The organism is Nocardia arthritidis NBRC 100137 (assembly GCF_001612765.1).
Lineage (GTDB): Bacteria > Actinomycetota > Actinomycetes > Mycobacteriales > Mycobacteriaceae > Nocardia > Nocardia arthritidis.
The window spans coordinates 19844-46154 of the sequence record NZ_BDBB01000014.1; the positions used below are offsets into that span (position 1 = coordinate 19844).

General features: G+C 69.8%; 23 protein-coding genes. 11 read left to right on the forward strand and 12 right to left on the reverse strand.

The features are described 5' to 3' along the window. Positions 1-44 precede the first annotated feature (44 nt). Positions 45-2996 carry an acyl-CoA synthetase gene (locus tag NA8_RS11875; protein WP_063050447.1) on the reverse strand — a complete coding sequence of 984 codons (2952 nt, stop codon included), beginning with the start codon at positions 2994-2996 and terminating at the stop codon, positions 45-47. A 710-nt stretch (positions 2997-3706) separates the two neighbouring features. On the opposite strand from NA8_RS11875, the gene NA8_RS11880 reads away from it, so the two are divergent. The 6 genes from NA8_RS11880 to ilvA all read left to right on the forward strand — a co-directional run bounded on the left by NA8_RS11880 (position 3707) and on the right by ilvA (position 10406). After that, complete coding sequence (locus tag NA8_RS11880) at positions 3707-5113, forward strand: family 2B encapsulin nanocompartment shell protein (RefSeq protein ID WP_063050448.1); 1407 nt, start codon at positions 3707-3709, stop codon at positions 5111-5113. 14 nt (positions 5114-5127) lie between these two features. Continuing rightward, positions 5128-6687 (forward strand): family 2 encapsulin nanocompartment cargo protein terpene cyclase, encoded by a 1560-nt coding sequence (locus tag NA8_RS11885; RefSeq protein ID WP_157106655.1) that lies wholly within the window; start codon positions 5128-5130, stop codon positions 6685-6687. Between the two features lie 41 nt (positions 6688-6728). Further along, positions 6729-7601, forward strand: coding sequence for a geranyl diphosphate 2-C-methyltransferase (locus tag NA8_RS11890; protein WP_063050449.1), 873 nt, complete (start codon positions 6729-6731; stop codon positions 7599-7601). Continuing rightward, positions 7598-8173, forward strand: a complete 576-nt coding sequence (gene idi / locus NA8_RS11895; RefSeq protein ID WP_245663787.1) for an isopentenyl-diphosphate Delta-isomerase — start codon at positions 7598-7600, stop codon at positions 8171-8173. Before NA8_RS11890 ends, idi begins: the two co-directional genes overlap by 4 nt. Positions 8174-8465: 292 nt before the next feature. Continuing rightward, positions 8466-8816: a hypothetical protein gene (locus NA8_RS11900; RefSeq protein WP_063050451.1), complete on the forward strand. Its 351-nt coding sequence runs from the start codon at positions 8466-8468 to the stop codon at positions 8814-8816. Positions 8817-9185: 369 nt separating this feature from the next. Then, positions 9186-10406 carry a threonine ammonia-lyase gene (gene ilvA, locus NA8_RS11905; protein ID WP_063050452.1) on the forward strand — a complete coding sequence of 407 codons (1221 nt, stop codon included), beginning with the start codon at positions 9186-9188 and terminating at the stop codon, positions 10404-10406. A gap of 137 nt (positions 10407-10543) precedes the next feature. Here the strand turns inward: ilvA and NA8_RS11910 are convergent, their stop codons facing one another. After that, entirely contained in the window at positions 10544-10867 is a 324-nt protein-coding gene (locus NA8_RS11910) for a DMT family transporter (protein WP_040866129.1), read from the reverse strand. A 123-nt stretch (positions 10868-10990) separates the two neighbouring features. Here NA8_RS11910 and NA8_RS11915 point away from each other — a divergent pair, with 123 nt between their 5' ends. Next, positions 10991-12256 (forward strand): cytochrome P450 family protein, encoded by a 1266-nt coding sequence (locus tag NA8_RS11915; RefSeq protein ID WP_157106656.1) that lies wholly within the window; start codon positions 10991-10993, stop codon positions 12254-12256. 88 nt (positions 12257-12344) lie between these two features. On the opposite strand, the gene argH is transcribed toward NA8_RS11915, so the two are convergent. The 9 genes from argH to NA8_RS11960 form a co-directional block, all read right to left on the reverse strand. Then, on the reverse strand, positions 12345-13760 hold the full coding sequence (gene argH / locus NA8_RS11920; protein WP_063050454.1) for an argininosuccinate lyase: 1416 nt from the start codon (positions 13758-13760) through the stop codon (positions 12345-12347). 345 nt (positions 13761-14105) lie between these two features. Next, positions 14106-15308: an argininosuccinate synthase gene (locus tag NA8_RS11925; RefSeq protein WP_040866126.1), complete on the reverse strand. Its 1203-nt coding sequence runs from the start codon at positions 15306-15308 to the stop codon at positions 14106-14108. Positions 15309-15647: 339 nt separating this feature from the next. Further along, positions 15648-16163 (reverse strand): arginine repressor, encoded by a 516-nt coding sequence (locus NA8_RS11930; protein ID WP_063050455.1) that lies wholly within the window; start codon positions 16161-16163, stop codon positions 15648-15650. Between the two features lie 121 nt (positions 16164-16284). Then, on the reverse strand, positions 16285-17229 hold the full coding sequence (argF, locus tag NA8_RS11935) for an ornithine carbamoyltransferase (protein WP_063050456.1): 945 nt from the start codon (positions 17227-17229) through the stop codon (positions 16285-16287). Then, positions 17226-18428: an acetylornithine transaminase gene (locus tag NA8_RS11940; RefSeq protein WP_063050457.1), complete on the reverse strand. Its 1203-nt coding sequence runs from the start codon at positions 18426-18428 to the stop codon at positions 17226-17228. The genes argF and NA8_RS11940 overlap by 4 nt, the downstream gene beginning before the upstream one ends. Further along, positions 18425-19360: an acetylglutamate kinase gene (gene argB / locus NA8_RS11945; RefSeq protein ID WP_063050458.1), complete on the reverse strand. Its 936-nt coding sequence runs from the start codon at positions 19358-19360 to the stop codon at positions 18425-18427. Before argB ends, NA8_RS11940 begins: the two co-directional genes overlap by 4 nt. Beyond that, on the reverse strand, positions 19357-20574 hold the full coding sequence (argJ, locus tag NA8_RS11950) for a bifunctional glutamate N-acetyltransferase/amino-acid acetyltransferase ArgJ (protein WP_063050459.1): 1218 nt from the start codon (positions 20572-20574) through the stop codon (positions 19357-19359). The genes argB and argJ overlap by 4 nt, the downstream gene beginning before the upstream one ends. Further along, positions 20571-21629 carry an N-acetyl-gamma-glutamyl-phosphate reductase gene (gene argC / locus NA8_RS11955; RefSeq protein ID WP_084466718.1) on the reverse strand — a complete coding sequence of 353 codons (1059 nt, stop codon included), beginning with the start codon at positions 21627-21629 and terminating at the stop codon, positions 20571-20573. Before argC ends, argJ begins: the two co-directional genes overlap by 4 nt. Positions 21630-21765: 136 nt before the next feature. After that, entirely contained in the window at positions 21766-22473 is a 708-nt protein-coding gene (locus NA8_RS11960) for an ArsR/SmtB family transcription factor (protein WP_063050470.1), read from the reverse strand. A 64-nt stretch (positions 22474-22537) separates the two neighbouring features. Between NA8_RS11960 and NA8_RS11965 the strand changes: the two genes are divergently transcribed. The 4 genes from NA8_RS11965 to NA8_RS11980 all read left to right on the forward strand — a co-directional run bounded on the left by NA8_RS11965 (position 22538) and on the right by NA8_RS11980 (position 25644). Next, a complete protein-coding gene (locus NA8_RS11965) occupies positions 22538-23374 on the forward strand; it encodes an isocitrate lyase/PEP mutase family protein (protein WP_063050461.1) in 837 nt (278 codons plus the stop codon). A gap of 91 nt (positions 23375-23465) precedes the next feature. Further along, positions 23466-24050, forward strand: a complete 585-nt coding sequence (locus tag NA8_RS11970; RefSeq protein ID WP_063050462.1) for a dihydrofolate reductase family protein — start codon at positions 23466-23468, stop codon at positions 24048-24050. 13 nt (positions 24051-24063) lie between these two features. After that, positions 24064-24399, forward strand: coding sequence for a YciI family protein (locus tag NA8_RS11975; protein WP_063050463.1), 336 nt, complete (start codon positions 24064-24066; stop codon positions 24397-24399). A gap of 3 nt (positions 24400-24402) precedes the next feature. Beyond that, entirely contained in the window at positions 24403-25644 is a 1242-nt protein-coding gene (locus tag NA8_RS11980; RefSeq protein ID WP_174550070.1) for an RNA polymerase sigma factor, read from the forward strand. Between the two features lie 15 nt (positions 25645-25659). On the opposite strand, the gene NA8_RS11985 is transcribed toward NA8_RS11980, so the two are convergent. Beyond that, positions 25660-26311: SDR family oxidoreductase (locus NA8_RS11985; protein WP_157106657.1), on the reverse strand; the 652-nt coding region annotated here is incomplete at its 5' end.

Consider the following 26311-nt stretch of genomic DNA (forward strand, 5'->3'; position numbering starts at 1 on the left):
TGCCATCGGCCGGCGAATCCGGCGTTTCGGCAACAAGAATCGCATCAGCCGCCCAACAGCGTGCTCGCTCGGTCCTCGGTGAGGATCTCGTAGGCGTCCGAGGCGCGGTTGTACCACCAGGTGTCCGGTCCCGGCTCCGGCCGCTCGGCCGCCTGCACCGCACGGGCGGAGGGACGGAACGACGGGCTGCGCGGGATGTCGTCCACCACGTAGACCAGATCGGGCCGCTGGTCCGGTTCCAACACCCGCAACGCCTCGGTGACGTCCTTCGGTTCCAGGCGGAAGCCTTCGCGCACACTCACCGCGGCCACCGCGAGGCAGTGGTCGCCGACATTGAGCCCGTAGGTGACTTCCATGTCGACGGGGGTGATGTCGTTGAGCACGTCGACGATCGGCTGACCGAAGACCGGTCCGCGCCGGGTGTGGATGACCGTGTCCGTGCGGTCGACCAGCCAGTAGTCGCCGTCGCCGTCGCGGCGGAACAGATTCTCCGTCGGCATCCAGGAGTCGCCCGCCGTGAAGACCCCGCGCAGGCCGCCCGCGGAGATGTCGATGCCGTCGGACGCTTTGCCGATCAGCAGGCCCACCTCGTTGTCCGCGCAACGCCGGGCGAAGCCGGAGCCGTCCACCAGGATGCGTTCGGTGAGCGGGTCGTAGGCGACCAGCTCCACCTTCGCGGTGCCGGGAACCGGCCTGCCCTTGCACCCGCGCTTCACTCCGGCCACGTTGGCCAGCACCACGTCGCCCTCGATCGAGGCGTAGAACTCCAGCACGCGGGCCGGGTCGAACTGCTCGACGGTGCGCCGCCACAGCCCGGCGGGCATACCGGAGCCGATGAACAAACGGATCGGATGGCGATGGCCGACCGGGAACACCTCGGCGTCGAGGATGTCGCGCAGCATGGTCCAGGTGTAGGTGACCACGGTGACGCCGTAGCGGTGCACCTCCTCGGCGAAGCGCTGCGGGTCCAGCGACCGGGCCAGCGCGATCCGGCTTCCGCCCGCGACCGCCCCGCCGAGACTGACCAGCAACCCGGACGAATGGTGCAGCGGCGCAAGGCAGTACACCGTGTCCTTGCGATCGAGGTCGGCCGTGGTCGCGGTGCCGAACGCCGACAGCGCCCAGCGATGATTGCTGATGTACTTCGTCTCCAACCGCTCACCGGTGCCGGTGACGAGCACGAACGCCAGCTCCCGCGCCAGGCCGGGATCGGGGCGGTACCACGCGGGCACCCGCACCCGCGCCGGATCGATCTGCTCGAGGTCGATCAAGCGGTCGCTCGTGGGCAGCGCCAGCTCCCGGGTGTCGCCACCGCCGAGCACCAGCACCTTGGCGCCGGTCGCGGCGGCCCGCCGCAGATTCTCCGGATCGGCGATCAGGGTCTCCACGCCGGTCAGCTCGATCGCGCGGCTCAATTCTCCGTTCGGGGCCAGCAGGACCGCCACCGCGCCGAGACGCGACAGCGCCGCGACGGAGGCCAGCGCGCTGGGCCGGGTCTCCATCACCACGCCGACCCGCGTCGCCGGCCGCACGCCGACCGAGATGAGGCCGCGCACCACGTTGTCGATGCGTTGGTTGACCGCCTCGTTGGTGTGCACACGGTCGTCGAACAGGAACAGATCCCGCTGTGGCGCGCGTCGCGCCTGCTCGGCGAGCAACCGGCCGAGCGATACCCGGGTGTGCGGCTGGATCATGCCGAGACGGGTCAACCGGGGCAGTGCCCGCGCCGCTTCGCCTGCCAATTCGATCGAACCGCGCACCGTGCTGTTCGCGATGCCCTCGAGCGCCTTGCCCACGCCGGTGCCCGCCTCCGCCAGCGACGCGGCGGTGTGCACCACCCGGGTCGCCGCCGACCGGGGGCGATTGCTCGCCACGTGCTCGGCCATCGGCACGATCTCGGGGGGCAGCGGCTTGTCGCCGTTCATCCATCCGACCCACTGCCGCACCAGCGGCCAGGTGTGATTGGTGGCCGTGCTCCCGGCCACCAGGCCGAAGTGACCCGCGACCAGCGTCGCCTCGTAGACCTCCGCGTTCGGCGCGGCCCGCACGATGCCGCGCACCGCGGCGGGCTGTCCGATGTCGTCGACTTCGCCGACGAACGCCAGGATCGGGCACTTCAGTTCGGCCAGCGAGATCGGATGATCGCGGATCACGAAACCGCCGAGCATCAGCCGGTTGTGCGCGACGAACTGCTTGAGCAGATCCGCCGCGGCCGGGCCCGCGTAACCGACCCAGCCGTCGCTGTTGAGGAAGCGGCGCTGACGCTCCTTCGGCAGCAGTGCTTCACGATCGTGCAACTGCCGGAGGAAATCGATTCTGGACTTGGCCGTCTTGACCGGGTCGAGCAACTGGAAGCCGATCCGCACCATGGAATCGGTGATCGGCAGCCGGGTGACCACATGATCGGCCAGGAAGTCGGCGAGGTCGGAGACCATGCCGTAGGGCAGCCCGAACGGTATGCCCGCGACGATGTCGACCGGACTGCCGAAGGTCACGATGCTGTCCACGCCCTTGCCGTACCGGTAGGCGGCGGTCTGGTAGGCGAACATGCCACCCTGTGAGTAACCCATCAGGTGCACGCCGGAGCCGGTGGCCTCGTTGACGGTGTCGATGGCGCTGTTGACGGCCAGCACGTGATCGGCGAGGTCGCGCTGCCAGCCGCCCTCCTCGCTCGCGGGCGAGCCGAAGTCCACCACCCAGCAGTCGACTCCGCCGCGGTGCAGGATCCCGACCGCGCCGTCCTCGGCGTTCACATCCCAGATGTCGGCGTTGACCATCAGCGGCGGGACCAGCAGCGCCACCGGCCGCCCCGGGGTCGTGTCGTCGGGGAAGTAATGGCGCAGCCGGTACATGCGTCTGCGTTCGACGACCTCGAACGGCGAGGACGCGACGTCATGGGTCAGCCCGCCGAAGCGGATGACCTCCAGGCCGTTCTGCGCGGTCGCCATCAACCGCTGCACCGAGCCCACCACAACATTCGCGTTCAACTTCACCATCGCTCCTGGCCTACCCTACAACGTGACCCGCATCACACACCGCGAGGTGTTCAGACGAGCTTCCCATACCACCTGTCCATTATGTGTCCGCTGTGACACGTCGCATGCCAGGTTGCCACGGTCGGCTCCCATTCGGCATTCCCCACTCGACCCCGAACACACGTGTCCGTTCGGCACGTAATCGCGTACCCGGCTCGGCAGAGGAGCGACACCGCGCGCCCGGCTTCGGCCGAACATCTCATCGCGCGATCCGGCGGCCGGACGCGACGTCCTCGGCGACCGCCCAGCGTGGCTCCGATGGCTCGCCCCCGGCTTCCGGACCGATCGGCATGAGTATGGGACGAGCACCCTAGCGAGCAGGCCAGTGGACAATGCCGCGCGATAGCTGATTCATCGCTACCAGAATGCAATCGCGGGCTCACTCCGCAACGCCACCCGCCGTTACCGGAATCGACCGCGTGTCGTGATCATCCGCGGGCCACCGGGATAATCTTCGAAATTTTCCTGTGCACAGCCGCTTTCGGCGTCTACCATCGAACACGTCTGGAACGCCTTGGCGCGTAGGCAATTTCGTTCGATGAGCTCTCCGCGGGCATGCCCGCTGCTGTTTGATGTGAACACCCAGCGACTCTGAACTATCGACGACTTCGATTCCCCTGCCCCAAACCCGTCACCATGTCTCGGTGGCCGTCTCGAGGTGAGGACCACGCATGACCATAGAAATGCCAGTCCAAACGGAAAACAACGTGCGCAAGAGCCTGAGCACCAGCTCGGCCGGCCTGCTCGCGCACACCACCAAATCCGAACCGCAGATGCAGGGCATCAGCTCGCGGTGGCTCACGCGCGCGCTGCCATGGACGCAGGTCAACGGCGGTGTGTACCGAGTGAACCGCCGTCTGACCCACACGGTCGGCAACGGCGAGGTGGAATTCGTCATCGACGGATCCACCGCACGGGTCATTCCCCTCGAATTGCGAGAGCTTCCGGCGCTGCGCGGCTTCGGCGACGAGGACGTATTGCGCGGCCTCGCAGACCGTTTCGAACAGCGCGATCTCGAACCGGGCACTGTCGTAGCGGAATTCGGAAATCCGATGGATCAGGTCCTGCTGATCGTGCACGGAAAATTGAGCAAGATCGGGTCGGGTGAGTACGGCGAGCAGACGAAGCTCGGAATCCTGGGGGGCGGCGACTTCTTCGGCGACACGATACTCACCGAGCCATCGGCGATCTGGCCGGTCACGATCAAGACGGTCACGCCGACGACCATGCTGGTCCTCCCGCGGCAATCGCTGACCGAGTTCATCGACAGCGCTCCCGCACTGCGCGAGCAACTCTCCCGCGTCGCCTCCGCGCCCACGCGTCCGCAGAATCACAAAGGCGAGGCGGATATCGAGGTCGCCTCGGGTCACTCCGGCGAGCCGCTGCTGGAAGGCACGTTCGTCGACTACGACACCTCCCCGCGCCAATACGAACTCAGCCTCGCGCAGAGCGTGCTGCGCGTGCACACCCGCGTCGCCGACCTGTTCAACGACCCGATGAACCAGGTCGAGCAGCAGCTGCGCCTGACCATCGAAGCGCTCTACGAACGACGCGAATACGACCTGGTCAACAACCCCGACTTCGGCCTGCTGCACAACTGCGACCTGAAACAGCGCATCTACGCCGAGTCCGGCGCGCCCACCCCGGACGACATGGACGAACTGCTCAGCATGCGGCGCAGTACCAAATTGCTCCTGGCGCATCCGAAGGCGATCGCCGCGTTCGGACGCGAATGCACCAAGCGCGGGCTCTACCCCGACCCGGTCGAGGTGGACGGGCACCGCGTTCCCGCATGGCGGGGCGTGCCGATCTTCCCGTGCGGCAAGATCCCGATCAGCGACACCCAGACCACTTCGATCCTGGCCATGCGCACCGGAGAGAAGGACCAGGGCGTGATCGGCCTGCACCAGACCGGGATCCCGGACGAATACGAGCCGAGTCTCAACGTGCGCTTCAAGGGCATCGACGACCAGTCGATCATCTCCTACCTGGTCAGCTGCTATTACTCGGCGGCCGTCCTGGTACCGGACGCCCTCGGCGTGCTCGGCAACGTCCTGGTCGCCCGGCAGGCCGACTGACCGGGGTGATGAGCATGTCGGTGCTCTCCCGCGCCGCGGCGGCGCATGCCACCGATGAGGTGGCCGCCGCCGTCGTCGCGCTACTCACCAACACCCGGACGACCGCTCCGTCCGAGCTGTTCTCGTCGAAAGCGACCGAGCCGCACGTTATTTCGTCCTCGGACGTACCGCCGGGCGTGACGCCTCGCGGGCTGCTCGGCCCGTCCGGCCTGGGTGCCGCCGCCCTGCTGCTTCCGGGCGGCCCGCACCGTGCCACGACGCCCACCGTCGCAGCGGCCGCTGCTGCCCGCATCGTCGCCCCGGCGGCCGCCACCGACGGCGTGGGGGCAGCGCCGGGCAGCGCGCCGGGACCGATTCCGGCAGCGAGACGGGCACCGTCGCCGACCGCGCCACGCATTCCGGCCGGCCCCACCGGGCTCGGCACGGCGTCGGCGTTTCTCGGACGACACGGCATCGCGGCGCCGCCACGCACGGCCACGCACGCGGCGCCCGCCCCGCGAACCGGGTCGGACACCGCTCGCGGTCCCGCACTTGTTCCGCGGGGACCGAGCGGCCCGGGCACCGCGACGGTGCGCCAGGACCGCCCGGATCCGATTCCGCCGCTGTACTGCCCGCCGCCGCTGCGGGACGATCCGGCGCTCGCAGAGGCGGTCAACACCGGGATCGTGGACTGGGCCGGGGAGATCGGGCTGTACGAGGGCCGGCTGGACGAACTGCGGGACGCCGATTTCGGCCGGTTGATCATGCTCGCCCACCCGGACTGCGACGACGCCGATCGCCTGCTGGCGGCGGCGAAGTGCGCGGTCTCGGAATGGTCGGTCGACGACTACTACTGCGAGGAGGATGCCGACGACCGGGCCCCGGACGGCACCCCCTCCAGCGCCGAGGCGGAGCTGGGTCCCCGGCTCGAATTGGCCGCCGCGGCCATGGATCCGGTCCACCTTCCCGCGCGTTACGTCGTCGAACTCGAGGCGGCCCTCGAGGCCGATCCGATCCTGCGCGCGTTTCGCACGTCCTTCGACCATATGGCTCGCTACGCGCGCCCGGCGCAGCTGGCCCGGCTGCGCACCGAGATAGCGGGCTGGTTCATCGCGCTCGGTGCGGAGGCGGGGTGGCGCGCGGCCGGGCGGATGCCGCCGGTGTGGGAGTACCTCACCAACCGGCAACCGCACAGCTTCCTGCCGTGCATGGCACCGACCGACGTGGTCGGCGGCTACGAGGTGCAGGCCGCGGAGTACACCGCCCCCGCGGTGCGCCGCGTGGTCACCACGGCGGCGCTGGCCAGCCAGATGGTCAACGACCTGTACTCGATGGCTCGCGAGGACCTCTCCAACGGCAGGGAGTTCAATCTGCCGACCGTCCTCGCCGCCGAAGAGCGCTGCTCGCGCCGCGAGGCCGTGCTGCGCACCGCCGAGGTGCACGACGAGCTGGTGCACCGGTTCGAACGGGAGGCCGCGCCGTTGGCCGCGGCGGGGTCGCCCGAACTACGCCGCTTCCTCACCGGCCTGTGGGCGTGGATGGGAGGCAACCGCGCCTGGCACGCCGACAGCAAACGCTATCGCGACCCGCAGTGAAAGCAATGAAGCAGTACCGCACCGAGAGAGGATGATCGCGCATGACCATGCTCAACCCGGAGACCGGGACCGTTTTGCGTACCAGCTACCAGAAGTCCGTCGCCGCGTACTGGAACAACAACCCGAACGACGACCGGGTCAACACCAAACTCGGTGAGGTCGACGGGCTCTACCACCATCACTACGGCATCGGCGACCCGGACCTGTCGGTGCTGACCGGTCCGGAGGACACCCGGGAAGAACGTCTCGTCACCGAACTGCATCGACTGGAGACCGCACAGGCCGATTTCCTGCTCGACCATCTCGGCGACATCCGGCCCGGCGACCGTCTGATGGACGGCGGCTCCGGCCGCGGCGGCACCAGCTTCATGGCCAATCAGCGCTTCGGCTGTCAGGTCGACGGCGTGACCATCTCCGAGTACCAGGTCGGATTCGCCAACGACCAGGCCGTGCATCGCGGAGTCGCGGACAAGGTGAGGTTCCACTTCCGCAACATGCTGGACACCGGATTCGAGTCCGGTTCCATGCGCGGCATCTGGACCAACGAGACCACCATGTACGTGGACCTGGTCGATCTGTTCCGCGAGTTCTCCCGGCTGCTGGAGCCGGGCGGGCGCTATGTGTGCGTCACCGGCTGCTCCAACGACGTGACCGGTGGCCGATCGTCCTCGGTGAGCTGGATCGACGCGCACTACGGCTGCATGATCCATCCGCGTAGCGAGTACTTCCGCGCCATGGCCGAGAACAACCTGGTGCCCATCGCCGTGACCGACCTCACCGCGGCAACCATCCCGTATTGGGAGCTGCGCACGAAATCCGAACTCGCCACGGGTGTCGAGAAGCCGTTCCTGACCGCCTATCGGGAGGGCAGCTTCCAGTACCTGCTCATAGCCGCCGATAAGGTGGGATGGTGACCGACGCCCGCGCCCAACCGCACACCGACCGCGAGGCCCTGCCCGTCGAACTCGTCGACGACGCCGGCCGCGCGGTTGGCGCGTGCTCGGTCGCGGAGGCCCACCTGGCCCCGGGACGACTGCACCGCGCGTTCTCCGTGTTGCTGTTCGATTCGGCGGGCCGAGTGCTGCTGCAGCAGCGCGCGGCGGTGAAGACCCGATTCCCGTCGCTGTGGGCCAATACCTGCTGCGGCCACCCCGCACCGGGTGAACCGGTCGCCACCGCGGCGGGACTGCGGCTGGCCGAGGAGATGGGCCTGACCACCGCGCTCACCGAGGCGGGGATCTACCGCTACCACGCGGCAGACCTCCGCACCGGCCGCGTCGAGTCCGAATGGGACCACGTCCTCATCGGGCGGCTGGACCTCGGCGCGCCTCGGCCGGACCCGGCCGAGGTCGCCGATTTCGCCTGGATCCACCCCGACGCCCTACGCGACGCACTGGCCGACAATCCGGACGCCTACACACCATGGCTGGCCGGTGTCCTCGATGTCGCGGAGCACGCGCACGTCACGAGAACCTCGGCGCCCTGATCGTCGGCGTTCAACGGTTTGCCTGACCCGAGGCAGCCGAGCGCATCATCGACCGCGACGGCGCGGCTGCCTCGGCCCAGCCTCGAGGTCGGGAGGGACTCCCTTCCAGGCCGGCGTTGTCGGACGAGATTCGCCCCGTCACCCCGCCTCGCGGGGCAACATCCATAGATGCGCATATTTCTGTAACACCATGGACGGAAACTGAGAGAACTCAAAGGAACGGCACAGGCTGCGGCCAGGACCGTTCGGCATTGTTGACGCTGTAGGAGTTCTCGGTGAAGTGAGGTGCGTGATGGTGGAATTCGAAGTCACCGGAACGACGGTGACCGTGCACGTACTCGGTACCCATCAACTGCTGGCGCTGCGCGACCAGCTGACCTTCGACCTGTCCGACATCACCGCGCTCGGCGTGGCCGGAGTCGACCGTCGCCCGCCGTGGGTGCGCACACCCGGCACGTTCTTCCCCGGCGTGATCGCGGCCGGGACGTTCCGCGGCAAGGGCCGTAAGGAATTCTGGGACACGCGCTTCGACGGGCACGCCATCCGTATCGACTTGGCGGGCGCTGATGTCACACGGCTCGTGGTCGACGTGGCCGACCCGGACTCCGAGTTGCGCAAGCTCGCCACCGCGGTGGCTGCCTGACCCGTTCGAGCGTCGCATGCTCGCAGAGGGCCGGTGCGCGGTGGGGCGGACTCTCGCTCCGGCTCGCGCAGACGGTGAGCAGTGACGGTCGCTCGGCGTCCTGGCCACACCGTCTACCCACTGTCACACCGACCTCAGCGGGCATCTGCACCCACGGATCCGCCATGTCCGGGCGATTCGGGCCGATCGCGTTCGTCCGCCTCGACCGCTTCCGTGACGATCGCGCACGCGTCCCGCTCGTCCGCCACCGGTACGCGGACTTCAGCAAGTAGCCCCGCGCACAGAAATCGGCGGTGACGCTCCCACACTGCCTTCGAGCGCGTGAGCGGTTGCCTCCGGCCCCCGCCTGCCGGATGGCAGCATGACGGTATGGAGTCGGTCGACATGTCCCGGATCGAGGCGGCCGCGCGGCTGCTCGCCCCGGTGATCCGGCGCACACCGCTGCTGCCCTCGCGGGTGCTGTCCGAACGTACGGGTGCCGAGGTATGGCTGAAATGTGAGAATTTGCAGCGCACCGGTTCGTTCAAGCCGCGCGGCGCCTACAACCGGATCGCGAATCTGCCGCGGGAGGCGCGCGAGCGCGGCGTTGTGGCCGCGAGCGCGGGTAACCATGCGCAAGGGGTCGCATGGTCGGCGTCATCGCTCGGCCTCACGTCGACGGTGTTCATGCCGATCGGGGCGTCACTGCCGAAACTGATGGCCACCAAGGCGTACGGGGCGCAGGTCCGCCAAGTCGGCGAGACCATCGACGAGTCACTGGAAGCGGCGCTGGATTTCGCCGACCGGTCCGGCGCGACGCTCATCCACCCGTTCGACCATCGCGATATCGTGGCCGGTCAGGCCACTGTCGGCACGGAGATCGCGCAGCAGCTGCCGGAGGTGGGCACGGTCCTCGTACCCACCGGCGGCGGTGGGCTCTTGGCCGGAGTCGCGGTCGCGCTGCGACATCTGGCGCCGGACGTGCGCGTCATCGGGGTGCAGGCGGCGGAAGCGGCCGCCTGGCCGGGCTCGCTGGCGGCGGGGCGTCCGGTCCGGGTGGAGCGAATGGCGACGATGGCCGACGGCATCGCCGTCGGACAGCCGGGCGGGGTGCCCTTCTCCTATGTGGCGCAGCATGTTTCGAGCATCGTGACGGTAGACGAGGAAGCCCTGTCGCAGGCGTTGCTGCTGTGTCTGGAACGCGCGAAGCTGATCGTCGAGCCCGCGGGCGCCGCGGCGGTCGCCGCCCTGATGAGTCGCACGCCGGAGGAACTCGGCCTGCGCGGGCCGGTCTGCGCGATCCTGTCCGGCGGCAACATCGATCCGTTGCTGCTGACCAGGGTGATCGGGCACGGGCTGAGCGCGGCAGGCCGCTACCTCGCGGTGCGCGTGACGATTTCCGATCGCCCGGGTGCGCTGGGGGCACTGCTCGCGGTGATCGGCAAGACCAGCGCCAGCGTGGTCGACGTGGCGCACTCGCGCACCGGGACCTGGCTGGCGGTGGACGAGGTCGAGGTAGCGCTCACGCTGGAAACGCGCGGTTGCGACCATCGCGACGACGTACTCACCGCCCTCGCGAACGCCGGATACGCGGTCCGCACCTCGGATTGACCGGACACCACCCCGCAGGGCGACGGGGCGCGTTCGATGCTTAGGCAAGGCACCTCCCCCACCTCCATCGCGTGGCAGACCACCTTCTCGCGAAATGCCGCAGCCATATGCCACCGGTGCGCGCGGCGGGGGGGAAGTCAGTGCGCTCCCCCGAGTTCCAAGGCCAGTACGCCGAGTATCACCAGTGCGATGCCGCCGAGTTGCACGAGGGTGAGCCGCTCCTCCAGGAACAGCACGCCGATCAGCGCGATCGCGGCGACACCGACCGCCGACCAGATGCCGTAGGCCACGCCGATCGGCATGCCCCGCTTCAACGCCTGGGCCAGGAAGAAGAACGCGGCACAATAGCCGACGACCACCACGATCGAGGGGACGAGCTTGGCGAATCCGTCGGATAGTTTCAGCGAAACGGTCGCGGTCACCTCGGAAGCGATGGCCAAGGCGAGCAGGAGCAAGGTCATTTTCGCAGCGTAGTCAGAGTCGCAGGGCAGGCACAGCGGCACTCGGCCACCGGCGCAGCCGCTCCCCAGCCCCGGGGATTCACGGCCCGGTCGCCGTGGCCTGCGCGTCGATACGATCGGCCGATGCGTAGCTCGGGTGTTGCGGTGACCGGTTTTCCGTTCGATGAGGTGACGTGCAACGAGTTGCCGTACGCCGAGCGCGACGAACGGTATCGGCGATTGCACGAGTGGCCCGAGCCGAGCTATGCGCATCGGTCCGGGCTGCGGATGATCTGGAAGTACGCCGACGTGCGCGAAGCGCTGGAGGCGGCCACGCCGGGCATCTCGAATGCGAATTCGCTGGATCCGCTGGTGGGTTACGCGCGGATCGCGGCGACACCGCGAGCCATCCCGCCGTTCGTCCGGCACCTGATTCCGCCGCCCGCGAAGGCCACCGCCAACCTGGCCGACGACCGGTTGCACAGGCGCGTATGGAACACCATGGCCGGGCCGTCGGGACATTTCACCATCTCCCCGGCCGATCGGCCCGCCCGGGCCGCGGAAATGATCGAGCACTTCCACGAGGCTGTGCGAGAGACCGGATTCCGGAACGGTTCTCCGCTGGACGTTACCGCGCTTTCGATCGGCTACGCCGCACGGACCGTCGGTGCGGCGGTAGGCCTGCCCGCGGCGGACTGGCCGCACGTGGCCGCGTGGAGCGGAGCTCAATCGGGGCTGCTCGGTCGGGTGATGCGCGGACGCGAACTGGCCGACGCGGTGAGCGCGCTCGGCTGGTTGTTCACGGTGAGCGGAGCAGCGGTGCGAAAGGGCCGGGGCAGCGAGGCGACCGGATTCGCCCGCAGGCTGCGCGATGCCGGGCTCTCCCATCGGATCGCGGTATCCGCCATGGCGAATTCCCTTGCCGCGGGAGTGCACACGGTCAGCGGCAGCATCCAGCAAGGCGTCCAGCGGTTGCTCGGCGATCCGGACCGCGTGTGGTGGGACCTGCTGACCGAGCCGGACGGCGGCACCCGGGTGGCGGCGAAGATCCTGCAGCTGGATCCCGGGTTGGTGGCGTGGAAACGTCAAGCCAGGACGCCGGTCGTGCTGTCCAGCGGCACGCGGCTACCCGCCGGACCGGTACTCGTGCTGTTCGCCGCGGCCAACCGTGACCCGGAGGCCTTCCCCGACTGCCTGGCCCTGGACGGGACCGGCAAGTTGCCGTTGACCTTCGGCTTCGGCAGACACGTCTGCCCCGGCAAGAGCATGGCGACGTTGGCCGTCGAAGTGTTTCTCCGGCAGTTGCGCGAGCTGGCGCCGGAGGCCGAACTGCTGCCGGATTCCGGTCGCGGTCCCCGGCGGCGCAGCGATCTGTTGTTCAGCGGCGCCGATATCACTGTCACGAGGTAGGTTCGCCCACAGCGATTCCCGACCGGCCGGGCCCGCGCCGACGGCGGCGAACTGCTTCGAATCCGGCGGCCGCCCAGCCCGACCGGTGTCAGCCCAGCCAGTCCCGCGCCGCGGCCGCCGCAGCACGCACCTCGGCGAGCTGCGCCGCGACCCGAACACCGGCCGTGCCGCCCCGGGCGTTGCGGGACGCGATGGACCCCTGCACGGTGAGCACCTCGCGCACCTTCCCGGTCAGCGCCGGGTCGACGGCGGCGAACTCCTCGTCGGTGAGCTCGTCGAGGCCGACGCCGCGGGACTCGGCGGCGCGCACGCACGCGCCGGCCGCCTCGTGCGCGACCCGGAACGGAACGCCTTGGCGCACAAGCCATTCGGCGATATCGGTGGCCAGGGTGAACCCGGCGGGTGCGAGTTCGGCCATCCGGTCGGTGTGGAAGGTGAGCGTCGAGACCAGGCCCGCGATGGCCGGCAGCAGCAGTTCCAGTTGCGCGACCGAGTCGAAGAGGGGTTCTTTGTCTTCTTGCAGATCGCGGTTGTAGGCCAGCGGCTGCGCCTTGAGGGTGGCCAGCAGGCCGGTGAGGTTGCCGATCAACCGGCCCGCCTTGCCGCGGGTCAGCTCGGAGACGTCCGGATTCTTCTTCTGCGGCATGATCGACGAGCCGGTAGACCAAGCGTCGGCCAGCGTGACGTAGCCGAACTCCGGGGTGCTCCAGATGATCACCTCTTCGGCCATCCGGCTCAGGTCGACGCCGATCATGGCGAGCACGAACGCGGCCTCGGCGGCGAAGTCCCGCGCCGAGGTGGCGTCGATGGAGTTGGCGGCCGCCGCGTCGAAATCCAGTTCCGCGGCGATCGCCTCCGGGTCGAGTCCGAGCGAGGAACCCGCGAGCGCGCCGGAACCGTAGGGCGACACCGCCGCCCGGCGGTCGAAGTCGCGCAGCCGGTCGAGGTCGCGCAGCAGCGGATGGGCGTGCGCGAGCAGATGGTGCGCCAGCAGCACCGGCTGCGCCGCCTGCAAGTGCGTCTTGCCCGGCATCACCGCGTCCGGGTGCGCGGCGGCCTGCTCGACCAGTGCGTCGATCACCGCGAGCACGCCAGCGGCCACCCGGCGCACACCGTCGCGCAGCCACATCCGGAACAGCGTGGCCACCTGGTCGTTGCGGGAACGTCCCGCCCGCAGACGTCCACCGAGTTCCGCGCCGACCCGCTCGATCAGGCCGCGTTCGAGCGCGCCGTGCACGTCCTCGTCCGACTCGACGGGGCCGAACGCGCCGGAGGCCACGTCCGCAGCGAGGCGGTCCAGCCCGTCCAGCATGCCGGACAGATCGGTGTCCGACAGCAGGCCCGCTTTGTGCAGAACCCGCGCGTGCGCCTTCGAGGCACGGATGTCGTAGGGGGCCAGCGCCCAGTCGAAATGCGTCGACTTGCTCAGCGCGGCCATGGCCTCGGCCGGGCCGGAGGCGAATCGCCCGCCCCACAGCGCGCCTTGGTTCGTACCGCCACTCATGCTCGTCCGCCTCTCCGAGTTCTCAGGCCGTACCAGTCGGGTGACCGGTGGGTTGTGTTCAGGTCCTGCGTCAGATGTCGCTCTGGTTCTGGGCGTACCCGTCCCTGCGAGATCAATTGTCGTGGTCGTGGTCGTGCGCCCACGGCGGGGGTCGCCACACGCCGAAGGCTGTCGCCGAGCCGCGACCTCGCGCCCGGGCTGCGCCGCGCTGATCTCGGAGACCGACGTCTCCGGGATCGGCGTCGCTGGTATGAGCGGTGTCGCGCACGGCCGATGCCATCTCGAGGCAGCGGGCGCGGGCCGTCGGCGTGCCGGTGCGGGTCAGGGCACCGGCACGCCCGGTGCCTACTTCTGGTTGAGGTCGCGGCGGGCGGCGACCTTGGACGACAGGCCGTGGATCTGCACGAAGCCCTTGGCCAGCGACTGGTCGAAGGTGTCGCCCTCGTCGTAGGTGGCCAGGTTGAAGTCGTAGAGCGACTGCTCCGAGCGGCGGCCGTTGACCACGGCGGAGCCGCCGTGCAGGACCATCCGGATGTCGCCGGACACGTGCTGCTGGGTGTCGCCGATGAAGGCGTCCAGCGCCCGCTTGAGCGGGGAGAACCACAGGCCGTCGTAGGCCAGTTCGCCCCAGCGCTGTTCGACCTGGCGCTTGTAGCGGCCCAGCTCGCGCTCGATGGTGACATGCTCGAGCGCCTGGTGCGCGGTGATCAATGCGAGGGCCCCGGGCGCCTCGTAGATCTCGCGGCTCTTGATGCCGACCAGGCGGTCCTCGACCATATCCAGCCGGCCCACGCCCTGGCGGCCCGCACGCTTGTTCAGTTCGACGATCGCCTCCAGCACGCTCACCTGGCGGCCGTCGATGGCCACCGGCACGCCCTTGTCGAACGTGACGATCAGTTCGTCCGGGGCCTCGAAGTTGACGGTGGGGTCGGAGGTGTAGTCGTAGACGTCCTTGGTCGGGGCGTTCCACAGGTCCTCGAGGAACCCGGTCTCGACCGCGCGGCCCCAGACGTTCTGGTCGATGGAGAACGGCGACTTCTTGGTGACGTTGATCGGCAGCGAGTTCTCCTCGGCGAAGGCGATGGCCTTCTCCCGGGTCCACGCGTAGTCGCGGACCGGGGCGATCACGTTGAGGTCGGGCGCGAGCGCGCCGATGCCGACCTCGAAACGGACCTGATCGTTGCCCTTGCCGGTGCAGCCGTGCGCGACGGTGCTCGCGCCGTGGAACTTCGCGGCCTCGACCAGGTGCTTGACGATCAGCGGGCGGCTGATCGCCGACACCAGCGGATACTGGCCCATGTACAGCGCGTTGGCCTGGATGGTGGGCAGGCAGTACTGCTCGGCGAACTCGTCGCGGGCGTCGATCACGATCGCCTCGACGGCGCCGCAATCGAGGGCGCGCTGGCGCACCACGTTCATGTCCTCGCCACCCTGGCCGAGGTCGATGGCCACCGCCACCACTTCGGCGCCGGTCTCCTTGCCGATCCAGCTGATCGCGACGGAGGTGTCCAGCCCACCGGAGTAGGCGAGTACGACGCGCTCGGACATGTTCTGTGTGCTCCTCGATGGTTCGTGTGCGTGATACGGACCGGCTTCCCGCCACAGCGGCCCGCACGTCCTGCAAATGATTATGCACGACGATGCAAGCCCATTCATAATCGGGTGGGGCGTCGCCCTGTGCAGGGACAACAGCTCCGTCTACACCCTCGCACAGCCGCCGTCCCCCGCGCTCGCGATGCCTACCCGTGGGCGAAAAGGAGCCGAAACCGCACGCCCCGCCGGCAGGTCAGCGCCCGAAATTCAGGCCGAGCGAACCGCGCATCGGACTGCCTATCGCTGCACGTCGCGGACTCAGCGATGTAGGCGAGTCGCACGGACGCGCCCGACTCAGGCTAGTTGTTCGATCTTCGTGGCTACTTCGGCCCCGCTCAGCGGCTCGCGGGCGAAGACGGCGATGGTGTCGTCGCCCGCGATGGTGCCCACGATGTACGGCAGGGCGGCGCGGTCGAGAGCACTGGCCAGGTAGTGCGCGGCGCCGGGCGGAGTGCGCAGGACCGCGATGTTGCCGCTGGCGTCGGTGGAGACCAGCAGGTCGCCGAGCAGCTTGGACAACCGGTCGGTGCCGCCGGTGACGCCGCGGACGGGGCTGCCGTCCTCGGGCACCACGTAGACGCCCGCGCCACCGTCGGCGGCGCGCAGCTTCACCGCGCCCAGTTCGTCCAGGTCCCGCGACAGCGTCGCCTGCGTGGTCTCGATGCCTTCGGCCGCGAGCAGCGCCGCCAGCTCGGTCTGGCTGCGCACCGCGTGCGCCGACAGCAGTTCGATGATGCGCGACTGCCGCCCGGCACGGGTGCGTGCGATGGCCGGGCCGCTTCGTCCCGATTCCGACTGCGAGACGCTCACGACGACGCCTCGCCGGAGTTCGGCGGCATCATCCGCGACCGCGCGCCATCTCCGCAGTGCACCGTCCGGCCCGGTAAGCCGCGACGGGCAGGCGACGCGCCGGTTCGCCCGCCATCCTCGCTCACGCCGCTCCCCCGGATCGTCGCTCGAGCAGCCAGACCAGCAGCGCTTTCTGCGCGTGCAGGCGGTTCTCCGCCTCGTCCCACACCACGCTGTGCGGCCCGTCGAGCACCTCGTCGGTGACCTCTTCACCGCGGTGGGCGGGCAGGCAGTGCAGCACGACGGCGTCCGGCTTGGCGTGCGCGAGCAACTCGGTGTTGAGCTGGAACGGCCGGAACGGACCGACTCGGTCCAGGCCGTCGTTCTCCTGTCCCATGGAGGTCCAGGTATCGGTGACCAGCGCGTCGGCGCCCCACGCGGCGGCGACCGGGTCTCCGGTCACCGTGATGGTGGCACCGGTCTCGGCGGCCCGCTTGCGCGCGGCCTCCACCACCCACGGCTGCGGCTCGAAACCGGCGGGGGCGGCGATGGTCACGTTCAGGCCCGCCGTGACGCCGCCGAGCAGCAGCGAATGCGCCATGTTGTTGGCGCCGTCGCCGAAGTAGGCCAGTTCACGGCCGGTCAGGTCGCCCTTGTGCTCGGCGAGCGTCTGCAGGTCCGCGAGCACCTGGCAGGGATGGAACTCGTCGGACAGCGCGTTGACCACCGGCACCGTCGCGGTGGCGGCCATCTCGTCCAGCCGGGACTGCTCGAAGGTGCGCCACACGATGGCGTCCACGTACCGGGACAGCACCCGGCCGGTGTCGCCGAGCGTCTCCTCCCTGCCCAGCTGGGTGTCGCGGCCGTCGACGACCACCGCGTGCCCGCCGAGCTGGGCGATGCCCATCTCGAAGGAGAACCGGGTGCGGGTGGAGTTCTTCTCGAAGATCACGCCGACGCCGCGCGGGCCTTCGAGCGGGCGCCGCGCGAAGGGTGATTTCTTGAGTTCGGCGGCGAGGGCGAGGATCTCGGCCTGCTCGGCGGGGCTGACATCGTCGTCACGCAGGAAGTGCCTGATAAAACTCATTGCGCCGCAGCCCCTTTCGCGTCCACGAGCGCGGCGTCGAGGATCTCCGGCAGGTCGGCGACGAAGTTGTCCGCCTGGGTCTCGGTGAGCACCAGCGGCGGCGCCAGCCGAATCACGTCGGGCTTGGCCGGGTTGACGAGGTAGCCCGCCTCCCGCGCCCGCGCCTCGACGTGTGCGGAGACCTCGTCGGTGAGCACGATGCCCAGCAGCAGGCCCGCACCGCGCACCTGGCCGATGAGGGGGTGCTGCAGCAGCTCGATCCCGTCGCTGAGCCGCTTGCCGACCGACTCGACGTGCGAGAGCAGATCGGTCTCGTCGATCGTGCGCAGCACCGCGAGCGCCGCCGCCGCGCACACCGGATTGCCGCCGAAGGTGGTGCCGTGCATGCCGGGGGTGAGCAGATCGGCCGCGCGGCCGTTGGCCAGCACCGCGCCGATGGGCAGCCCACCGCCGAGGCCCTTTGCCAGCGTGATCACGTCGGGCACGATGCCGACGGCCTGGTGGGCATAGAACTTCCCGGTCCGGCCGATGCCGGTCTGTACTTCGTCGAGCACCAGCAGCGCTCCGTTGCGCGCGGTGATCTCGCGCGCCTTGGCCAGGTAGTCGAACGGCGGTACCACCACGCCGCTCTCCCCCATGATCGGTTCGAGGAACACCGCGGCGGTGTCCTCGTCGACCGCAGCCTCCAGGGCCGCGGCGTCACCGTAGGGCACATGCACGACGCCGGGGGGCATCGGTTCGAAGGGGGTGCGCTTGGACGGCTGGCCGGTGAGAGCTAGCGCGCCCATGGTGCGGCCGTGGAAGGCCTCTTCGCAGGCGACGATCTTGGGCCGCCCGGTGAGCCGGGCGATCTTGAACGCCGCCTCGACGGCCTCGGTGCCGGAGTTGCAGAAGAACGCCCGGCCCTCGCCGTCGCCGAAGTGCGCGAGCAACCGCTCGGCCAGCTCGACGACCGGCTCGCTGGCGTACAGATTCGACACGTGCCCGAGCGTGCCGAGTTGCTGGGTGACCGCCTCCAGGATCGCCGGGTGGGCGTGGCCGAGACTGTTGACCGCGATGCCGCCGAGGAAGTCGACGTAGCGCTTGCCGTCCGCGTCGTAGACCACGGACCCCGCGCCGCGCACCAGCGCGACCTTCGGCGTGCCGTAGTTGTTCATCAACGCGGCGGACCACCGCTTCTGCAGTTCAGCTGTGCTCATTGTTTCGTTCCGTTCGGTGCGCCGGACCCGTTCGGGATCAGCGGGGCGGGGGTCACCATCGTTCCGATTCCTTCTCCGGTGAACAGTTCCAGCAACACGGCGTGCGGGACCCGGCCGTCGATGACATGCGCGGTCGGCACACCGGCCGATACCGCGCGCAGACAGGCTTCCATTTTGGGCACCATGCCCGCATCCAGGCGCGGGAGCAACTCGGCCAGCGCGGCCGTATCGATGCTGGAGGTGAGCGAGGACCGGTCCGGCCAGTTCGTGTACAGGCCCTCGACGTCGGTGAGCACCACCAGTTTCTCGGCGCCGATGCCCTCGGCGAGCGCCGCGGCGGCGGTGTCGGCGTTGATGTTGTGCACCACGCCCTCGGCGTCGGGCGCGATGGTCGACACCACGGGGATGCGGCCAGCGCCGATCAGGTCCAGCACGGCGTCCGGGTTCACCTCGGTGACGTCGCCGACCAGGCCGATGTCGGTGGGCTCGCCGTCCACCTCGACGGTGCGTCGGGTCGCGGTGAACAGCCCGGCGTCCTCACCGGAGATGCCGACCGCGTACGGGCCGTGCGAGTTGATCAGGCCGACCAGTTCGCGACCGACCTGGCCGAACAGCACCATCCGCACCACGTCCATCACCTCCGGAGTGGTCACCCGGAAGCCGCCGCGGAATTCGCCTTGCAGGCCGAGCTTCTTCAGCATCGCGCTGATCTGCGGGCCGCCGCCGTGCACGACCACCGGGTGCACACCGACCGTGCGCAGGAACGCCATGTCGGCGGCGAAGGCATGCTTGAGGTGATCGTCGATCATGGCGTTGCCGCCGTACTTCACGACGACGATCTTGTCCCGGAACTTCTGCAACCACGGCAGGGCGTCGGCCAGGACGTGCGCCTTGTCCAGCGCGGAGAGCGAATGCAGCACCTGACTGGTCATGAGCTGTAGGCCGAGTTCTCTTCGACGTAACCGTGCGAGAGGTCGGTGGTGCGGATGCTCGCGCTCGCCGATCCGACGTTCAGCTCGATCAGCACCTCGATGTCGGTGCCGGACAGGTCGACCGCGCGGGCGCCGGGCGCGCCGACGCCATCGATGCACACCGGTTTGCCGTTGAACGACACCGAGATCCGGTTCGGGTCGAGGGTGATCGGCGCCATGCCGACCGCCGCGAGCACCCGGCCCCAGTTCGGGTCCGACCCGAACAGCGCCGTCTTGACCAGGCTGTCGCGGGCGACGGTGCGCGCCGCGGCGACGGCCTCGTCCTCGGTGGCCGCGCCCGCGACGGTGACCAGCACCCGTTTGGTGACGCCCTCGGCGTCGGCCATCAGCTGGGCGGCCAGGTCGTCGCAGACCGCGAGCACGGCGGCGTCGAGTTCCTCCTGGCTCGGCGTGACTTCGCTGGCGCCGTTGGCCAGCAGCAGCACGGTGTCGTTGGTGGAGCAGGAGCCGTCGACGTCGAGCCGGTCGAAGGTCCGCGCGGCGGCGTTGCGCAGCGCTTGGTCGAGCTGCTCGGCGGTCACCGCCGCGTCGGTGGTGAGCACCACCAGCATGGTCGCCAGCGAGGGGGCGAGCATGCCCGCGCCCTTCGCCATGCCGCCGACGTTCCACTTGTCGCGGTGGTGGAACGCCGCCTCCTTGGGCACGGTGTCGGTGGTCATGATGGCCCAGGCGGCATCCGAGCCGCCGGACAGTCCGCCGCCCATCTCGTGCACGATCTCGGTGACGGCGGGGAGCAGCTTGTCCATCGGGAGCCGGTCGCCGATCAGTCCGGTCGAGCAGACGGCGATCTCGCCCGCGCCGGTCTCGGTGCCCCAATTGCTCAGCGCGGCGGCGAGTTCCTCGGCGGTCTTGTGGGTGTCCTGGAATCCGCCCGGCCCGGTGCAGGCATTGGCGCCGCCGGAGTTCAGGATCACCGCGCGCAGCCGCTTGCCGGTCAGCACTTGCTGGGACCACTGCACCGGAGCGGCTTTCACCTTGTTGCGGGTGAACACGCCCGCGGCCGGGTACTCCGGCCCCTCGTTGAACACCAGCGCCAGATCGGGCTTGCCGCTGGCCTTGATGCCCGCGGCGATGCCCGCCGCGCGGAAGCCGAGCGGGGCGGTCACGCCCTGCGTCCGGACCAGCTTGCCGTCGGCGATGTCGACTGTCGTCACGGTGCCACTCCTACGGTGGAAAGTCCTTCGGTCTCTTCGAATCCGAGGGCCAGGTTCATCGATTGGACCGCGGCGCCCGCGGTGCCCTTGGTCAAGTTGTCGATCGCGCCGATCACCACGAGCAGGCCCGCGTCGGCGTCCACCGCCACCTGCAGGGTGACGGCGTTGGAGCCGAGCACCGAACCGGTCTGCGGCAGCGTGCCCTCCGGCAGCAGGTGCACGAAAGGCTCGTCGGCATAGGCTTTCTCGTAGACCGCGCGCGCCTGCGCGGCGTCCACGCGGGTCGGCGCGGTGCAGGTGGCGAGGATGCCGCGCGGCATCGGCGCGAGGACCGGTGTGAACGACACCGCGACATCCGTGCCGCTCGCCGCCGTCAGGTTCTGCGCGATCTCCGGTGTGTGCCGGTGCGCGCCCGCGATCCCGTAGGCCCGCGCCGAACCCATCACCTCCGACCCCAGCAGGCCGATGTCCAGCTTGCGGCCCGCGCCGGAGGCGCCGCTCACCGCGACCACGTGCACGGCGGGCTCCACGATGCCCGCGGCGACGGCGGGGGCCAGCGCGAGGCTGGCGACGGTCGGATAGCAGCCGGGGACCGCGATCCGCGTCGCACCGCGCAGTTTCTCCCGGCCGCCGGGCAGCTCGGGCAGACCGTAGGGCCAGCTGCCCGCGTGCGGGCTGCCGTAGTATTTCTCCCAGGCCTTCGGGTCGGTGAGGCGGAAGTCGGCGCCGCAGTCGATGATCACCGTGGACTCGGGGAGTTCGGCGGCGATGGCCGCCGACTGGCCATGCGGCAGGCCGAGGAAGACCACGTCGTGGCCGGCCAGTTCCGCTGTCGTGGTCGGCGTGAGCACCCGGTCGGCCAGCGGCAACAGATGCGGCTGCAACTCCCCCAGCGCGGTGCCGGCGTTCGAGCCCGCGGTCAGCGCCCCGATGACGAGGCGCCCGGTTCGGTAGGCCGGATGCCCCAGCAGCAGACGCAACACTTCGCCGCCCGCGTACCCGCTGGCACCGGCTACCGCGACCCGCACGACGGGTCCGACCGAGGAATCAACCATGTGATGATTATGCATGACTATGCAAGCTCATTCACAGCCTGGTCGCCGCGAGCGTGGTCACGAGAACCTGATACCCGCCCGGTCCGCGCGCAAACGGCACGGCGGACCGCATCCCGCCCGTCCGGGTCGTCGCAGGTCAGCGCAATGCGAGCGGGTCGATGTCCAGCGCTTGCGCTAGTCCGGCTTCGCCGAGCGCGGTGACGCGCACGGCGCGTCCGCTGCCGACGCTCTTGATCCACTCCAGATCTTTCAGGCGGCGGCACAGCTGCGCGCCCGCCGAGCCGCCCAGATGGACCCGGCGTTCGGTCCAATCGAGACAGGGCCGCGCCACCGGGCGGCGCGTGGCGCGCAATGCGGCAGGGTCGACGCCCATCGGCCCGGTCAGCCACGCCGAGCCGGACTCCGTCAGCGCGAAACCACCGTCATCGCTCAGCAGGCCGCGCGCGGTCATGGCGTCGGTGACGGTCACGCCCAGGCGGCCCGCGAGGTGGTCGTAACAAGTGCGGCCACGGACCAGCACGGCCGCGACGGTGGCGGTGCGCAGCCCGGTCACGGGGGCGGCGGGCGGGTCGAGATGAGCGACCATGGTCTCGAGCAGGTCCGCGACCTGCGGGCCGGCCAGTCGCAGATAGCGGTGCCTGCCCTGCCGGTGCTCGACCACCAGCCCTCCGTCGCGCAGGCGATCCAGATGCTCGGTCGCGGTGGACGGCGCGACACCGGTGTGGCGCGCGAGTTCGCCCGCGGTCCAGGCCCGCCCGTCCACCAGTGCAAGGCAGATGTCGGCGCGGGTGCGGTCGGCGAGCAGTGCGGCCAAGCCCGCCAGTTCGGTTCCTCTGGTCGCCACCACACCATCATGGCGGGCCGTCGTTTCGGCGCTCACCGAAATGTCCCGTGGCTACGGTCGCGGCATGACTTCGCCTTCTGCGGCGGCGACCCCGCCGGCCAAGTTCGAGATCTTCCGCGGCCTGCACCACCGCGACCGTCCCCTCGTCCTGCCGAACGCCTGGGACTTCGCCTCGGCCGCCCTGCTGGCCAACGAGGGATTCGCGGCGATCGGCACCACCAGCTTGGGCGTGGCCGCCGCGGCTGGGCGCACCGACGGCGCGGGCGTCACAAAGGCGGAGACGTTCGCCTCGGCCCGGCGCCTCGCGCGGCTGCCGATCCCGGTTACCGTGGACATCGAGGCCGGGTTCGACGAGCGGCCGGGCGCGGTCGCGGATTTCGCCGGACAGCTCGCGGCCTGCGGGATCGCGGGCGTCAACCTGGAAGACGGCCGCCTCGGATCGGCGCTCGCCGCACCCGAGCACCAGGCCGCGCTGATCGCGGCGGTCAAGGAGCGCACACCGGAACTGTTCGTCAACGCTCGCGTCGACAGCTACTGGCTGGGGCTCGATCACCGCTCCACCCACGATCGCGTACGCCGGTATGCCGCGGCCGGAGCCGACGGCGTCTTCGTGCCCGGCCTGACCGACCCGGCACGTATCGAGCAAGTCGTGGCGGCGAGTGAAGTGCCCGTGAACGTCCTCTATTCGGCCGATGGCCCGGGCCTCGCGACGCTGACCGAGCTGGGCGTGCGCCGGATCAGTACCGGGTCGCTGCTGTACCGGGCGGCGCTGTCGGCCGCGCTGGACGTCGCACGCGCCGTGCGGCACGACGCTTCCATTCCGCCGGGAATCGTCAGCTATGGCGAGATCCAACGTCTCTTGCCCGCACCCGTCGAGACTTCTCGCGGCTGTTCATCCTGAGCGAAGATTCTCGGCGACGCTGTCGATCCGCCGGGGGCCCGTTCGTATAGATGGTGCGACCGGCGCCGCGCCGGTCCCGGAAGGAGCGCAGATGAGCAAGATCATCGCGGTGGAGCACCTGACCCTGGACGGCGTCATGCAGGCGCCCGGGCGGACGGACGAGGACACCCGAGACGGATTCGCGCACGGCGGCTGGGCGCACCGGCACGACGACCCGGTGCAGGCCGAGGTCATGGGCAGGCACATGGCCGCGAACCGCGGCGCGCTGCTGCTCGGCAGGCGCACCTACGAGGACTTCGCGGGATACTGGCCGCGACAGGTCGGCAACCCGATGGCCGATGCGCTGGACAAGACCGAGAAGTTCGTCGCTTCCCGCACCGGTAGCGGGCCACTGGCCTGGCAGAACTCGACATGGCTCGGCGGTGACGCGGTGACGGCGGTCCCCGAGTTGCGGCGGCGGGAACCGGACCGGAATCTGGTGGTGCTGGGCAGTGGTGAGCTGTTGCGCTCGCTGATGCGCCACGATCTGGTGGACGAGTACCTCCTGCTGATCCACCCCTTGGTACTCGGTTCGGGCCGCCGATTGTTCGACGGCGTGGCGCTGGGCGGCCTGCGGATGACCGACACGGTGACAACCGGAACCGATGTCGTCATCACCACCTACCGGCGCGGATGAGGAGGACGACGCGATGAAGCACTACTTGCTCAGCATCTACCAGCCCGACACGGGCGTGCCGGAGAACCTGGACGAGATCATGCGCGAACTCGGCGCGCTGAACGACGAGATGCGGGCGGCGGGAACCTGGGTGTTCGCCGCCGGTCTGCACGCGCCCGGCACCGCGACCGTGTTGCACGCCCGCGGCGAGGACGTGCTGATCACCGACGGCCCGTACGTCGAAGGCAAGGAGCACATCGGCGGGTTCACCGTCATCCGCGCCGCCGATCTCGACGAAGCGCTGGAATGGGGCCGCAAGCTCACCGCCGTCGTCGGCCTGCCCGTCGAGGTCCGTCCGATCCAGGACTGACAGATGGGCGAACCCGTGACCGGCTCGGTGATCGAAACGGTCTTCGCGGAGCATTACGGGCGTGCGGTCGCGAGCCTGATCCGCGTCTTCGGCGACATCAACGTCGCCGAGGACGCGGTGCAGGACGCCTTCACCGCCGCCGTCCAGCGTTGGCCCGCCGACGGTCTCCCGCCGAGCCCGCCCGGCTGGATCATCACCACCGCGCGTAACCGGGCCATCGACCGCCTGCGCCGCGAGGCCTCTCGCGCGGACCGGCACGCGCAGGCCGCCCTCCTGCACGCCGAGGACGAGCCGGAGGAGGCGGTGAGCGCCGTGCGCGACGACCGGCTGCGGTTGATCTTCACCTGCTGTCACCCCGCTCTGGCACCGGAGGCGCAGGTGGCGCTGACTCTCCGGCTGCTCGGGGGGTTGAGCACCGCCGAGATCGCCCGCGCGTTCCTGGTCTCCGAAACCACCATGGCGCAGCGCCTCGTTCGCGCCAAAGGCAAGATCCGCGACGCCCGCATCCCGTACCGGGTGCCCGCCGACGCGGACCTGCCCACCCGGCTGCGCGCGGTACTCGCCGTCGTCTACCTGATCTTCACCGAGGGACACACGGCCTCCTCCGGTGCGCGGCTGGTCAAGGCCGATCTCTGCGCCGAGGCGATTCGCCTGGGGCGTCTCACGGCGGAGCTGATGCCGCACGAGCCCGAGGTGGCAGGCCTGCTCGCATTGATGCTGCTCAGCGAGTCCCGCCGGTCCGCGCGCATCGGCTCCGACGGCTCCCTGATCCCCCTCGCGGAACAGGATCGCAGCCGATGGGACCGCGACCTCGTCGCCGAAGGGCACACCCTCGTCCGGCAATGCCTGCGCCGCAACCGGCCGGGGCCGTATCAGCTGCAGGCGGCGATCAACGCGGTGCACGCCGACGCGGCGATCGCGGCGGCCACCGACTGGACCCAGATCCTGCGGCTCTACGACCAGCTCACCGCGTTCACACCGAGCCCGGTCGTCGCCCTCAACCGCGCGGTGGCGGTCGCCGAAGTGGACGGTCCGGCGACGGCATTGGCACTGGTCGACGCCCTCGCTCTCGAGCGATTCCATCTGTTCCACGCCATCCGCGCGAATCTGTTGGCCCGTCTCGGGCGCACCGCCGACGCCGTCGCCGCCTACGACGCCGCCCTCGACCGCACCGACAACGCGGCCGAACGAAATTTCCTGGCGCGTAGGCGCGCCGAACTCGGCAAAGGTGAACCGAACCGGTAGCGATGCGATCCGCGCTCAGGCCAGTCGGCCGCCCCCATCGACGTGCAGGGTCGTTCCGGTCAAGAAGGGATTGGTCAGCGCCAGCAGCGCCGCGGCGGAGATATCGGCGGGGCTGCCGACCCGGCGCGCCGGATTGACAGCCGCAACCTCACCGAAGAAGTGCTCTTTCCGCTCGCCCATGCCGTCCCAGACGCCCGAGTCGACAATGCCCGGCGACAGCGCGTTCACCCGGACCGGCGCCAGCTCGACCGCCAGCGCCTCGGCGAGGAAACTCACCGCGCCATTGGTCGTCGCCATCACCGTCCGTCCCGGCGCGGGCCGCCACGCGGCTACTCCGGAGAACAGCAGCAGCGCTCCGCCCGGCCTGATCCGGGCGCCGAAGTGCTTGCCGAGCAGAATCGGACCGATCACCTTGGCGTCGAAGGCCCGCATGATCGCCGCCCGATCCAGCTCGGCCACGAGCCCGTTCGCGTGGGACGCGGCCACTGACACCAGGTAGTCGAGCTCACCGACTTCCTCGGCTGCCCGGACGATGGAGTCCTCGGTACCGAGGTCGATCCGGATCGCTTCGACCGCCGCGCGGCGATCGCGGGCCGCGCTCATCACTTGCTCCCGCGCCGCGGCCACGGCGTGCTCGTCGCGGCCGGCGAGCACCACGGTCGCGCCC